The following is a 12,881-nucleotide window of genomic DNA, read 5'->3' on the forward strand; positions in this document are numbered from 1 at the left end:
CTTACCTCAAAAAAGAAATTAAAATTCATTATTGTCATATTGACATTAACGAATTTGTTTGTTATCATTTCGATAATATCATTATGACTATATTGGAAATGGGGAATGAACCATGTTCGGATTTCGATTTGTAAAATTTCAGCCAAGTGAATATGTGATGAAAGTGAAGAACGGTCAGGTACAGCGTCAAGGCGTAGGTTTATCCTTCACATATTATGAACCGACCACTTCGGTTGTTGTTTTACCTGTATCCTCTGTAGAAGTACCTTTTATGTTCGAAGAAATAACTGCAGATTATCAGACCGTAACGGTTCAGGGGCAACTTAGCTACCGTATTGTGGACTACATGAAAATTACACAAAGCTTAAATTATACGTATAACTTACGTAAAAATCAGTACATCTCCGATGACCCCAGTAAGCTTGATCAACGTGTGATCACGATTGCCAAAGTCTTGACCAAGAAGCATCTAGAACAAATGCCATTGAAGGAAGCAATACAATCCAGTGAACGGCTTGTAACGAGTATGAAACGTGAGGTTGCACAGAGCCAAGAACTGGAGAAACTGGGCGTAGAGCTAATGAGTTTATCAATTTTGGCGATTTTGCCTAACAAAGAGACGATGCGTGCGCTGGAAGCGCAGGCTCGGGAAGAAATTTTGCGTCAGGCTGATGAAGCATTATATGTGCGTCGTAATGCGTCCATCGAGCAGGAGCGCAAGGTGAAGGAAAACGAACTGAATACGGAAATCGCAGTTGAATCCAAAAAGCGGCAAATTCGAGAAACGCAATTGCAGGCAGAGCGTTCTATCAAACAGAAGCAAAATGAGATGGAACAGGAACAACTCCAATTCAATACCGCGATGGAAGAACGAAAACAACAGCTGATTGAGCTGACGATTGCCAATCGGAATGCAGAAGCAGATGCCAAAGCTTACGAAATGGCAGCTGTGATGAAGTCGTTGCAGGATGTAGAACCGACCGTTCTGCAGGCCATGGCGAATATGGGGATGAATTCAGATAAACTTATTGCAATTGCATTCCAAGAATTGGCGGAGAATGCAGGTAAGATCGGACAACTGAATATCTCACCTGATCTGCTGCAAGGTTTGATGTCTAACTCGAATAGAGAGCAAGGGGGTAGAGGACGATGAGACGATTGGCAACCGAAAAGCCAGCATCCATGCCAGCGACGGAAGAGCATCGACTAACGGAACATAAACTTATTTTGATTAAACGACGAACACGGCTGGAGGAGTTGATCGTTCGTTATAATACGGTACAGCAAGCACAGTTTTATATTGAACGTCTTGGGGCGGACTTTAATGATTATATTACAGAGGATGCTTGTTATCGGGAGTCCGTGAAGCAAGCGCAACAGATCCTTGGTTCGCTCGGAAGAGTTCAAACGATAGATCGGGAGCATGTGCCTAATTTTATATTTGGTAAACAGGATATTATCGTCGTTGTAGGTCAGGACGGTCTTGTTGCGAATACACTCAAATATCTATCAGAGCAGCCGCTTATTGGGGTTAATCCTGATCCAATGCGTTGGGATGGGGTGCTGCTTCCTTTTACGGTAGAGGATTTGCGCTTTATTATTCCTGATGTGATGCGTAGACGGCGTTCACTGAAAGAAGTCACAATTGCCAAAGTTGAACTGAATGATGGTCAGTATCTCTATGGGGTCAACGATCTGTTTATTGGTCGGAAGACACATGTTTCCGCTCGTTATGAAGTGCAATTTGGTTCAGCCGTAGAACGGCAATCCTCTAGTGGTGTGATCGTATCCACAGGGATGGGCTCTACGGGCTGGTTCAAAAGTGTGCTGGCAGGTGCGACTGGCATTCTAAACTCGGAGGTCTGGCAGCATATGAACACAAACGATGAATTAACGACTACGGATAGGGGGCAAAAAGGGATGAAGCATTTTGGTTGGGACGCAGCCTACCTCTACTTCACCGTGCGCGAGCCATTCCCTAGCCGTACAACAGCTGCCAATGTTGTGTTTGGACAGATCCATGCGAACCAACCCTTACGGATGGTATCTCAGATGCCAGAAGATGGAGTTATTTTCAGCGATGGCATTGAACAGGATTTTCTTGAATTTAATTCAGGTGTGGAGGCGACCATTAATCTTGCGGATAAACGAGGGCAGTTAGTCGTATAATGTCTCAGTTCTATATGCCTACACTAAGATCAGACTTAAATATCGGGATATTCATTCACATAGCCTGGGATTTCTTGATTTAGATCAAGGATTTTCAGGCTGTGACACGTTATGATGGGTGTAATCACAGATTACAGAGGAGGATGAATGAATATGAGTATCACATCATTGCAATCCGTAAAAGAATTTAGTGCAGAACGCTTTACTAAACGGGTGTTATTCCGACACGATGGCGGTGTCACATTTGTACTTCATTTTTTACCAGGTCAGCAGCTTCCGGTACACAAACACCCAGGCACAGATGTTATCTTGCTAGTGGTTGAAGGCACAGGAACGATTATTCTAGATGGGGCTGAACAGGAGGTCAAGCAAGAGGACGTGATCTGCTGCGGAGGAGAGACGGAATTCGCCTTCCATAATACAGGTAACACTGAAACTCGTTTATTTGTGACGCTAAATAAGGTGCCTAACGAATCCTACGCGCAAAATATATAGAAAGAACAAATTCACACTTTATAATAATGTGTAATTACACCTGTAGATCGTAGCATGTAATCATGAACTTGATAACGGTTAAACAACAAAAAGCGTACTTATATCTCTGGTAGGAACAGAGCTTAAGTACGTTTCTTTGTGATATGAATACATCAGTCGATGTCAGAAATATCCTAACATCTCTTTGGCTTCTTTAGACATCAGCTGAGGTGACCATTGAGGCTCCCATACAATTTGTACATCGATATCAGTCTTGCCTGTATTTTCTTGTAACACCCACTTCACGGCGCCAACAATCGTATCATGTAGTGGGCAACCAGGGGTGGTCAGAGTCATTAGTACGTGCACACGCTCAGGTTCTTCACGTACTTCATATACAAGGCCAAGATCAACAATGTTCACGCCTAACTCAGGGTCATATACTTCCTTCAGACATTCTAACAAGTCTGTTGTTTGTTCCATGGTTATCGCTCTCCAATCCTCCAAATTAACGTTTAAACACTAAGGCTATATTTACGATATAAGCAATGGAAATCAGGGATAGTATGGTTCCTCCGACCATCATTACTTCTGCCAAATTTATTAAAATTCCACTCACCAGCAATAGACTGCCACCCACCATGGCGATGAGTCCCCATTGTACGTAGCGTTCACTCAGCATGCCAGCCATAAGGGGCACTCCTGGTCTGCCAGCTTGTTTCCCATACTTATGTGTCCACCATAGAAACGGTACGATTTTGGAAGCATAACCTAATATCGTGAGTGAAACCCAGCCTCCGAGATATACCCATCCAGAGAGAAGCACTACTCGTGGATGAAGCAACAGATCCGTTCCTTGTGCGGAATAGATTAGCAATGCTATAACATATACGGCAAAAGCACGACTTACATATACCGACCAGCGAATACCTGGCCCTGGATTTTTTTTATGCCGCTTCTCCTGAATCTGTTCCAAGTGATACACATAACAGATCATTGCTGCACTTAGAAGCAATATTGCAAACCAGAGTAAGCCGTCTTTGATACCTGTTAGAAATGCAATTACACCTGTGATTACCGCTGCGTTCCATAATACCAAGACGATCTTTTGCAACCGGATGGAGTAATCATGAGACAGGTAGAACATGGGTAACATCTTGTAGCTGAACCCAGTGATTAACATCCCGAACCAACCAAGGGTTCCCATCCAAATATGTGCTCCGAATAAGCGCTCATGTAGACCATTCCATTGTCCAAAAGCAAAATTCAATCCCATCAGCATACCGGAAAGCCCAGTCAGAACGAGATACAGACAAGAACAGGCGGCACTAACCGTTACCGGGTTCCACTGAGAAGCACGGAAGAGCGTTACCGCCATATTCCATCCGAACAATAAAATACCGATCAATGCTAGCGTTGCTGAGCCAGCAATCCAATGAACATCACCACGGATGAAGCCGTATAACATGCCTGTAAGTCCGATGGTGAAGAAGAAGTAGTGACAGTAGCCGAGAAGTAAACTGTAGATATTAGATTGCAGAATAACGTGAATCAACTGATATATCGCGCCCATGGCTAGCATGGTTGCCCACCCCAGAACAAAGAGGTGAGCGTGAAACCAGCCTTCAGGTCCTCTTAATTCATCACCAAGCCAGCCTGTTAACGATAGCAGGGAGAAGGCGTGATACATAACAAATCCGAAGATGCCCGTGATGATAAAAAGAAACGGCAACCTGGACATGGCTCTCGCCTCCTTACCCTTTTTCAATTCTCACTTTTGCTGTGCCATCCGCTTGATCCTCAACCGCATATAGACAACCCAGATTGTTTAACTCTTCAATTAAGAACACGGGAACGCGATCATTATGAATGAAAACAACATCTCCAGGTTTGCAGCGCTCTAGTGCAGCAAGCGTACGCATCATCGGTTGTGGCGGTTCTAATCCGCGATTATCAAGCGTTATTGTTGCAGCTTTAGCCTGTTTGTCGCTTTCCATTAGGCCAGTTGCCCCTTCAGGACGTCCTTGACATGCTTCCTCGTCTGATTCTAGCGAGATATCAAAAGTTGGCTTATCAGACTCAAGCTGCTGCGCGGATAATGCTTTTGCGCCTTTTTTATTTTTCTTGTGAATGAAAGTAGTGACCCAGTGATCCGAGCTCTTTCGTTCAGAGGAGTTGGAGTACCCTTTCAATTTGAGAATGCCAAGTAGCGGCGTTGGCTTAAATGGGGCATGAAGTACAAACACATCCTCAGGTTGAAGACCTTTTACCGTATCCATAATGAGTTGGAAGGGCTCCAGCTTTTTACTTAAATGAGGCCGGACATCCAATTCAACAATATTGACATCAGCTCGAGACATGTGCGTTCACATCCGATCCTGTACCCGCTACATTGGCCTGTTCGAGCAAGTGTTGTGATGACTCATAGAGAGCAGCCATTCCGCCGTACAGCGCATAAAAGAATGACTCCGGCGCATCCAGAGAGAAGGACAGATATGCCTTAGGATCCATATCTAACAATCGCTCAAAAAGTCTTGCACTGTCATAAGCGTAAAAACAAAAGTGTGTATATTCAAAGACTGGCATTTTTTCATAAATCGTAATGATTTCTTGTGCATATTCCGCTTGATTCTGTTGCGCCATCTGAATCATGGTCGTCGCATCTTCCAGCCGAAGCGTGATGCGAAGTGTAGTGTCATTTATGATATCAACTTGCGGCATGGCTGCTCATCTCCAATCTATCGTTTGCTGATCTTGACCTGGAACGTGGTAGGTCCTTGTTCAATGTACTCCCAATCAAAGCCTTCAGGGTGTGTAGATTGGAACTGGAAGCGCAAAGGTTTCGGATCGTGATCGTTAATGAGTAGCATCGCCTCTTCCGGTTGCAATTGATCGAAAGTTTCGAAAATGATTTTATGTTTCAGATGAGGTGGGTACTCAGTAGCATTAATAGTAGCTGCATATGTGTTCATGGTTCATTCCTCCAAGTGGGTTAGTGTGGTGCTGCAATTTGATTATAGAAAACGAAAAGAAGGGGCTGTGTGAGCAGGCTCACATTTCCTATTGTCATAATCTTGCCTTATTTAAAAGAGAATCCTGTTTGGAAAGGGGTTGCGGCGATTTTATAAATGTGCAAGTGTGCGTTATGTTTCACTTCTTGTGATATTTTGCACAGTTAGGCGAGCGAGACATCCTTATATTTAGCACCAAGATGACAATTGATGAGAGGAAGCAAGTTCCCTCCTTCAGCTTAATAAAGACAGCACCCTAGAGAAGGGAGGTACGTGTATGGAATCAAAATTAATGGATCCGTTTGGCAGAGTTCATGACTACTTGCGGATTTCGGTTACAGATCGTTGTAATCTGCGCTGTGTGTATTGCATGCCAGAAGAAGGGATGCAGTTTGAACCGACGGAACGAATCCTGTCTTATGAAGAAATCACGTCGATCGTCAAGGCGCTTGCTCCACTGGGTATTCGGAAATTGCGTTTGACTGGGGGAGAACCTCTGGTTCGTAAGGGGCTGGATCAACTGATTGCGATGTTATCCGCTATTCCAGGGATTGAAGATATCGCATTGACAACCAATGGCATCTATCTGGCAGCTTATGCAGATCGACTCAAGTCAGCGGGATTAACTCGGGTCAACATTAGCTTGGATTCGCTCAAGCCGGAGCGATTCGCGCGTATTACACGAGGCGGCAAGGTAGATCGCGTGCTGGATGGTATCATAGCCAGTCAAAGGGCTGGATTTCAGCCGATCAAGCTAAATGTTGTACTGATGAAAGGTGTAAATGACGATGAGGTTGAGGATTTTCTGCGCATGACACTGGAGGCTCCGATTGATATTCGATTTATTGAGTACATGCCCATTGGTGATAGTGGGAGCAGCTGGAAGTCAAGTTATATGCCGCTTGAACATGTGCTGAAGACTTGTGGAGACAAGTGGAACTACGAAAGCTGTGGTGATGTGTACGGCAATGGTCCGGCAGATAGTTACCGAATCGCTGGAGCAGCTGGAACGTTTGGTCTGATTCATCCGGTCAGCAGTCATTTCTGTGGAAGCTGCAACAGGCTCAGGTTAACAGCCGACGGCAACATTAAACCTTGTCTGTATTGGTCGGATGAGTACAATGTTCGCCCGCTCGTTGGCGACGACAAGGCGGTACAGGATCTGTTCTACAAGGCCCTCGGCTCTAAACCTGAAACTCATGACATGGTAAAAGCCTTAAAAGGGCAGCAGATTGACGGAACACCTACGCTGCGGCATATGTCGCAGATCGGAGGATAACAAGAGAAGCTTCGAATTCAGTTTAGGTTACGGACTCAAATTCAGGTGCGAAATCGCATCAACAGGTCACATTTGTGGGAGGACAACAATGAGCAGCAAAAGCATGCCCTGGATGGGCAAACTGAAGTATTTTGCCAAACGTGAAAAAAACGCGGAAGGCTGGAGTGAGATGTCCCCGGTAAACCGGGACTGGGAAGACGTGTATCGCCGCCGCTGGCAGCATGATAAAGTGGTACGTTCCACACACGGCGTTAACTGCACGGGTTCATGTAGTTGGCAGATCTATGTGAAAGATGGCATTGTGACATGGGAAACGCAGGCGACAGATTATCCATCTACCGGGCCGGATATGCCTGATTTTGAACCGCGTGGATGTCCGCGTGGAGCAAGCTTCTCTTGGTATCTATACAGCCCATTACGGGTGAAGCACCCATACGTGCGTGGTGCGCTTCTGGAAATGTGGCGTGACGCTCTAAAGACTTATGGTGATCCCATACAGGCATGGTCAAGTATTTCGAATGATCCAGTCAAAGTGAAAAGATACAAGTCGGTACGCGGTAAAGGCGGACTGGTTCGTGCTTCATGGGGCGAAGTGACACAGATTATTGCTGCTTCCATGATTCATACGATCAAAGATTACGGCCCTGACCGTATCATTGGTTTCTCCCCAATTCCAGCGATGTCCATGGTCAGTTATGCTGCCGGATCACGTTTCCTATCTTTGGTAGGTTCACCATTGCTTAGTTTCTATGACTGGTACGCGGATCTGCCGCCGGCATCCCCGCAAATCTGGGGAGATCAGACGGACGTTCCGGAGAGCAGTGATTGGTATAACTCTGGATATATTTTAGTTTGGGGTTCTAACCTGCCAATGACACGTACACCGGATGCTCACTTCCTCGCAGAAGCACGTTACAAGGGAACAAAAGTAGTATCCATCAGTCCGGATTATGCGGAATATGTGAAGTTTGCAGATACATGGATGTCCGTGAAACAAGGAACAGATGGCGCTCTTGCAATGGCTATGGGGCACATCATTCTGAAAGAATTTTATCTGGATCATCCTACAGATTACTTCATGTCCTATGCGAAGCAATATACGGACTTCCCGAATTTGTTGATTGTCGAAGAGAAGGATGGCGTAAACATTGCAGGCCGATTCTTGCTTGGTGAAGACCTGGGCATCCAAGGCAACAATATGGCATGGAAAACCCTTGTATACGATGAAAACTCCGGCACTTATGCTATTCCAAAAGGTAGCATGGGCTTCCGTTGGGGTGAAGAAGGCACGTGGAATCTCAAAATGGAACAGGTGGATACCGGCGAGCCGATCGATCCAAGACTATCCATGCTCGGAGTGCATCATGATCTTGTAACCGTGCATCTGCCTTACTTCGATGATGAAGGAAGTCATGTAATGGAGCGTCAAATCCCAGTGCGCCGCATCTGGGTTGAAGATCGCTGGATTACCGTTACGTCGGTATACGATCTCGTGCTGGCGAAGTATGGTGTTGATCGTGAAATGACACGTTCAGCAGACTCTACTGAAATCGTAACAGGAGTCGTTCTGGAAGCTGAAGAGGACAAACCATTTACACCAGCTTGGCAAGAGAAAATTACCCGAGTTGACCGGAATACCGTCGTTCAAATCGCACGTGAGTTTGCACAAAATGCAGTTGATACGCAAGGCCGCTCCATGATTATTATGGGTGCCGGGATCAACCACTGGTACAACTCCGATGTCATTTATCGTGCCATTATCAACCTGCTTCTGATGACAGGCTGTCAGGGGGTTAACGGGGGTGGCTGGGCTCACTATGTAGGTCAAGAGAAGCTGCGTCCTGCGGAAGGCTGGCAGACGATTGCCTTTGCTCGTGACTGGGCTGGACCTGCACGTCTGCAGAACGGAACATCGTTCTTCTACTTTGCAACAGATCAATGGAGATACGAGGAAACTCAAGTCGGAGAGCTAACCTCTGCACTTGAAGGTGATCCGCGATTCCAGCACGTTGCCGACTATAATGTCATGGCTGCACGCATGGGCTGGCTTCCATCTTATCCACAATTTAACCGTAACTCGATTGATTTGCATCAGGATGCACTAGATGCTGGGGCAACAACGAAGGAAGAGATCGGCGCATATGTGGCAACGGAATTACAAAATAAAAATCTTAAATTCTCGATTGAGCAGCCGGATGATCCAGCGAACTTCCCACGTGTGCTGTTTGTCTGGAGAGCAAACCTGATCTCAAGCTCAGGCAAAGGACATGAGTACTTCCTCAAGCATTTGCTTGGTGCTACAAACGGATTGCTTAATGATGATGATCATGGACTTCGTCCAGAGCATGTGGAGTGGGTAGATGAGGCTCCTGAAGGCAAGCTTGATCTTATGGTCAATATGGATTTCCGCATGGCAGGTACGGCAATGTATTCAGATATCGTACTGCCAGCAGCAACATGGTATGAAAAAAGCGATTTGAGCTCTACGGATATGCACCCGTTTGTGCATCCGTTCAACCCGGCGGTAGCTACGCAGTGGGAATCCCGTTCTGACTGGGATACGTTCAAGGAGATTGCACGTGTGTTCTCCGAAATGGCAGAACAGCAGTTCGATGGTCCGCAGAAGGAGATTCTGGCTACACCACTACTGCATGATTCACCGGATGAGCTGGCTCAGCCTTATGGTGAGATTAAAGACTGGAGCGCAGGTGAATGTGAAGCCATTCCAGGTAAAACGATGCCGCACATTCAAGTGGTTGAACGTGACTATGCTGCCGTCTATAACAAAATGATCAGTCTCGGGCCTAATGTGAAGGATAAACCGATTGGAACGAAAGGGATCTCATGGTCTGCGAGTGAAGAGTACGAGAAACTCAAAGGTATCCTGGGTGTCAACCGTAAAGATGGTGTTGGACAAGGATGTCCAGATCTTAGCTCAGATCGAAATGTTGCAGAGGCGATCCTGACATTGTCCACAACCACGAACGGTAAAATGGCTGTGCGAGCGTGGGAATCACTGGAGAAAAAAACCGCGTTGCATCTGAAAGATCTGGCTGAAGAACGGTCTGAGGAATGCTTTACCTTTGACGAGATTACTTCCAAACCGAAAACGGTCATCACCTCGCCTGCATTCAGCGGATCGGAAAAAGGCGGACGCCGGTATTCACCGTTCACGACCAACGTAGAACGATTGATTCCATGGCGTACATTAACGGGCAGACAGCAGTTCTACATCGACCATGAGATGCTGCGTGAGTTCGGTGAAACACTGGCTACCTTCAAACCCGTGCTGAAACATACACCGTTCCATCCAAACAGTAAGCGTCCGATTGAGGGCGGCAAGGAAATCGTGCTGAACTACATGACTCCGCATAACAAGTGGTCCATCCACAGTATGTACTATGATGCACAGCCGATGTTGACCTTGTTCCGAGGTGGTCCAACGATCTGGATGAACCATGAGGATGCTGAGGAAGCGGGTCTAGTGGATAACGACTGGATCGAATGTTTCAACCGTAACGGGGTCGTTGTGGCAAGAGCCGTAGTTACACATCGTATTCCTCGCGGAGTAGCCTTTATGTATCACGCCCAGGATCGCCACATTAACGTTCCGGGGACGAAAATTTCACAGACACGCGGCGGTACACATAACAGTCCGACTCGTATTCACGTGAAGCCAACACATATGATCGGTGGATATGCTCAGTTAAGTTATGGTTTTAACTATTATGGCCCGACAGGCAACCAGCGTGACCTGAATGTCATCATTAGAAAACTGCAGGAGGTGGATTGGCTTGAAGATTAAAGCACAAGTCAGTATGGTCATGAATCTGGACAAATGTATCGGCTGCCATACATGTAGCGTAACATGCAAAAACACCTGGACGAATCGTCCAGGTGCAGAGTACATGTATTTTAACAATGTCGAAACAAAACCAGGTGTCGGTTATCCAAAACAGTGGGAGGATCAGGAGCGTTACCGCGGCGGCTGGGAGATGAAAAATGGCAAGCTGGAGCTGAAATCTGGTACACGTGCAAGACGTTTGCTTAACATTTTTCATAACCCGGATCAGCCAACGATTGACGACTACTATGAGCCTTGGACCTATGATTACGAAAAATTGACCAATAGTCCGGAGAAGAAACACCAACCCGTTGCAAGACCAAAATCCCAAATTACCGGAGAGTATATGAATCTCGAATGGGGTCCGAACTGGGAAGATGATCTCGCCGGTGCCCATATAACAGGGATGGAAGACCCGAACATGAAGGGTGTCGAGGAATCCATCAAAATGGATTTTGAACAGGTATTTATGATGTACCTGCCGCGGATCTGTGAACACTGTCTGAACCCGTCCTGTGTGTCTTCCTGTCCATCAGGAGCCATGTACAAACGGGAAGAGGACGGCATTGTACTTGTAGACCAGAATGCTTGCCGAGCATGGAGATTCTGTGTGTCGAGCTGCCCGTACAAAAAAGTATATTTCAACTGGCAGACGAACAAAGCTGAGAAATGTACACTGTGCTTCCCACGTATTGAAGCGGGTCTACCAACGATCTGCTCTGAAACTTGCGTTGGACGTATCCGTTATATCGGCCTGATGCTCTATGATGCAGACCGTATTGAAGCAGCGGCTTCGGTAGAGAATGAAAAGGATTTGTATGAATCACAAATGGATGTTTTCCTAGATCCGAATGATCCTGAAGTGATTCGTGAAGCACGTGCAGCAGGCATACCGGAGGACTGGATTATTGCGGCGCAGCAGTCTCCAATCTATAAAATGGTTATTGACTGGAAAATCGCACTTCCACTTCACCCTGAATACCGCACGATGCCGATGGTATGGTACATTCCGCCGCTGAGTCCGATCACTAACCGGGTAGAAGGCCAAGGAAGTTCGCTTGATGCTAATGATATCTTCCCAGCTATCGATAACATGCGTATTCCGGTTGAATACTTGGCGAACCTGCTTACTGCTGGAGATACAGGACGTATTCGTGAAGTATTGCGCAAAATGGCTGTGATGCGGATTCACATGCGTAACCAGCAAACCGGTAAAGCGAGTGAGTCCGAATTGCTGGATCTGGTTGGCATGAGTGCGCAGGAAGTTGAAGATATGTATCGTTTACTCGCTATTGCCAAATACGATGACCGCTTTGTGATCCCACCAGCTCACCGTGAGGAAGTGGCAGATCTATTCAGTGAACAAGGAAGCTGTGGCCTTGACTTTGCAGGCGGCCCAGGTTCTTGCGGCGTATTCTCATAGGAGAGGAGACAACAACGATGACAATGGATACAAATACAGAAACGATCGTGAAACAGGTTTATGAACCGGAAATGAGAAGAATGGTCTGTAAACTGATCTCCTATCTGCTGCAATACCCTGATACCGAGTGGAGAGAGGGACTACCTGGGGTGCAAGAAGCCGTTCTTTCGATCTCTGAGGAAGAAGTGAAGCGGATCGTGTTAACCTTCACGAGAGATGCACAGGCTGTAGATGCCATTAGGTGGCAGGATTCTTATGTACGTGCGTTTGATTTTGATAAAAAATCAAATCTTTATCTCACCTATGCTTTGCATGGTGATGAGCGAGATCGCGGACCGGCACTGATTGATTTGAAGCGTAGATATGAAGCGGCTGGTTTCTATATGGAAGCCAGCGAGCTGCCGGATTATTTGCCAATGGTGCTTGAATTCATTGCCGAGGCTCCAGAGAAAGATGCAATCGGAGTTCTGGATACCTGCCATAAAGCGCTGGTCACGATGACCGAAAGTATCGCAGGACAAAACAGTCCTTACGGACCGCTCCTTACGCTCATGTTACAGGTGATGCCCGAGCCGTCTGTTTCGGACGTACCTGAACCAAGCAAAGAAGAACAGAAACAACCGCTGGGCGGTCTGAACGAGATCGTTGAGCTGATGAGGAGGGGCAATCGGTGAGTACACT

12 protein-coding genes are annotated in these 12,881 nt (G+C 46.4%); 7 read left to right on the top strand and 5 right to left on the bottom strand.

Annotated elements, in window-relative coordinates; translation table 11 throughout:
- Window positions 1-112 precede the first annotated feature (112 nt).
- The 3 genes from ASD24_RS00100 to ASD24_RS00110 all read left to right on the top strand — a co-directional run bounded on the left by ASD24_RS00100 (window position 113) and on the right by ASD24_RS00110 (window position 2,664).
- Complete coding sequence (locus ASD24_RS00100; protein ID WP_056689684.1) at window positions 113-1,153, top strand: SPFH domain-containing protein; 1,041 nt, start codon at window positions 113-115, stop codon at window positions 1,151-1,153.
- On the top strand, window positions 1,150-2,169 hold the full coding sequence (locus tag ASD24_RS00105) for a sugar kinase (protein WP_235540238.1): 1,020 nt from the start codon (window positions 1,150-1,152) through the stop codon (window positions 2,167-2,169). The genes ASD24_RS00100 and ASD24_RS00105 overlap by 4 nt, the downstream gene beginning before the upstream one ends.
- Window positions 2,170-2,322: 153 nt before the next feature.
- Complete coding sequence (locus ASD24_RS00110) at window positions 2,323-2,664, top strand: cupin domain-containing protein (RefSeq protein WP_056689687.1); 342 nt, start codon at window positions 2,323-2,325, stop codon at window positions 2,662-2,664.
- Between the two features lie 162 nt (window positions 2,665-2,826).
- Here ASD24_RS00110 and ASD24_RS00115 read toward each other — a convergent pair whose 3' ends face one another.
- Genes ASD24_RS00115 through ASD24_RS00135 form a run of 5 tightly spaced genes read right to left on the bottom strand, consistent with a single transcriptional unit; the run spans window position 2,827 to window position 5,615 of the window.
- Window positions 2,827-3,126: a metal-sulfur cluster assembly factor gene (locus ASD24_RS00115; protein ID WP_056689690.1), complete on the bottom strand. Its 300-nt coding sequence runs from the start codon at window positions 3,124-3,126 to the stop codon at window positions 2,827-2,829.
- A 25-nt stretch (window positions 3,127-3,151) separates the two neighbouring features.
- Window positions 3,152-4,384, bottom strand: a complete 1,233-nt coding sequence (locus ASD24_RS00120; RefSeq protein ID WP_056689693.1) for a hypothetical protein — start codon at window positions 4,382-4,384, stop codon at window positions 3,152-3,154.
- Window positions 4,385-4,397: 13 nt separating this feature from the next.
- Entirely contained in the window at window positions 4,398-5,003 is a 606-nt protein-coding gene (locus ASD24_RS00125; RefSeq protein WP_056689696.1) for a DUF2249 domain-containing protein, read from the bottom strand.
- Entirely contained in the window at window positions 4,990-5,364 is a 375-nt protein-coding gene (locus ASD24_RS00130; RefSeq protein WP_200956114.1) for a hypothetical protein, read from the bottom strand. The genes ASD24_RS00125 and ASD24_RS00130 overlap by 14 nt, the downstream gene beginning before the upstream one ends.
- Window positions 5,365-5,381: 17 nt before the next feature.
- Window positions 5,382-5,615, bottom strand: coding sequence for a DUF2249 domain-containing protein (locus tag ASD24_RS00135; protein ID WP_056689699.1), 234 nt, complete (start codon window positions 5,613-5,615; stop codon window positions 5,382-5,384).
- 316 nt (window positions 5,616-5,931) lie between these two features.
- On the opposite strand from ASD24_RS00135, the gene moaA reads away from it, so the two are divergent.
- The 4 genes from moaA to narJ all read left to right on the top strand — a co-directional run bounded on the left by moaA (window position 5,932) and on the right by narJ (window position 12,874).
- Window positions 5,932-6,933, top strand: coding sequence for a GTP 3',8-cyclase MoaA (gene moaA, locus ASD24_RS00140; RefSeq protein ID WP_056689702.1), 1,002 nt, complete (start codon window positions 5,932-5,934; stop codon window positions 6,931-6,933).
- 88 nt (window positions 6,934-7,021) lie between these two features.
- A complete protein-coding gene (locus ASD24_RS00145) occupies window positions 7,022-10,738 on the top strand; it encodes a nitrate reductase subunit alpha (RefSeq protein WP_056689705.1) in 3,717 nt (1,238 codons plus the stop codon).
- The gene (gene narH / locus ASD24_RS00150; RefSeq protein ID WP_056689708.1) at window positions 10,728-12,200 is read left to right on the top strand and encodes a nitrate reductase subunit beta; all 1,473 of its coding nucleotides are present in this window, start codon (window positions 10,728-10,730) and stop codon (window positions 12,198-12,200) included. The genes ASD24_RS00145 and narH overlap by 11 nt, the downstream gene beginning before the upstream one ends.
- A 17-nt stretch (window positions 12,201-12,217) precedes the next feature.
- Window positions 12,218-12,874 (top strand): nitrate reductase molybdenum cofactor assembly chaperone, encoded by a 657-nt coding sequence (gene narJ, locus ASD24_RS00155; protein ID WP_056689710.1) that lies wholly within the window; start codon window positions 12,218-12,220, stop codon window positions 12,872-12,874.
- Window positions 12,875-12,881 lie beyond the last annotated feature (7 nt).

This window comes from Paenibacillus sp. Root52 (genome assembly GCF_001426865.1).
Classification (GTDB): domain Bacteria; phylum Bacillota; class Bacilli; order Paenibacillales; family Paenibacillaceae; genus Paenibacillus.

What these genes read in the sequence shown, in the direction of transcription:
- ASD24_RS00100 (WP_056689684.1), top strand. Translation starts at nt 113, where the DNA reads ATGTTCGGATTTCGATTTGTAAAATTTCAGCCAAGTGAATATGTGATG.
- ASD24_RS00105 (WP_235540238.1), top strand. Translation starts at nt 1,150, where the DNA reads ATGAGACGATTGGCAACCGAAAAGCCAGCATCCATGCCAGCGACGGAA.
- ASD24_RS00110 (WP_056689687.1), top strand. Translation starts at nt 2,323, where the DNA reads ATGAGTATCACATCATTGCAATCCGTAAAAGAATTTAGTGCAGAACGC.
- ASD24_RS00115 (WP_056689690.1), bottom strand. Translation starts at nt 3,126, where the DNA reads ATGGAACAAACAACAGACTTGTTAGAATGTCTGAAGGAAGTATATGAC.
- ASD24_RS00120 (WP_056689693.1), bottom strand. Translation starts at nt 4,384, where the DNA reads ATGTCCAGGTTGCCGTTTCTTTTTATCATCACGGGCATCTTCGGATTT.
- ASD24_RS00125 (WP_056689696.1), bottom strand. Translation starts at nt 5,003, where the DNA reads ATGTCTCGAGCTGATGTCAATATTGTTGAATTGGATGTCCGGCCTCAT.
- ASD24_RS00130 (WP_200956114.1), bottom strand. Translation starts at nt 5,364, where the DNA reads ATGCCGCAAGTTGATATCATAAATGACACTACACTTCGCATCACGCTT.
- ASD24_RS00135 (WP_056689699.1), bottom strand. Translation starts at nt 5,615, where the DNA reads ATGAACACATATGCAGCTACTATTAATGCTACTGAGTACCCACCTCAT.
- moaA (WP_056689702.1), top strand. Translation starts at nt 5,932, where the DNA reads ATGGAATCAAAATTAATGGATCCGTTTGGCAGAGTTCATGACTACTTG.
- ASD24_RS00145 (WP_056689705.1), top strand. Translation starts at nt 7,022, where the DNA reads ATGAGCAGCAAAAGCATGCCCTGGATGGGCAAACTGAAGTATTTTGCC.
- narJ (WP_056689710.1), top strand. Translation starts at nt 12,218, where the DNA reads ATGACAATGGATACAAATACAGAAACGATCGTGAAACAGGTTTATGAA.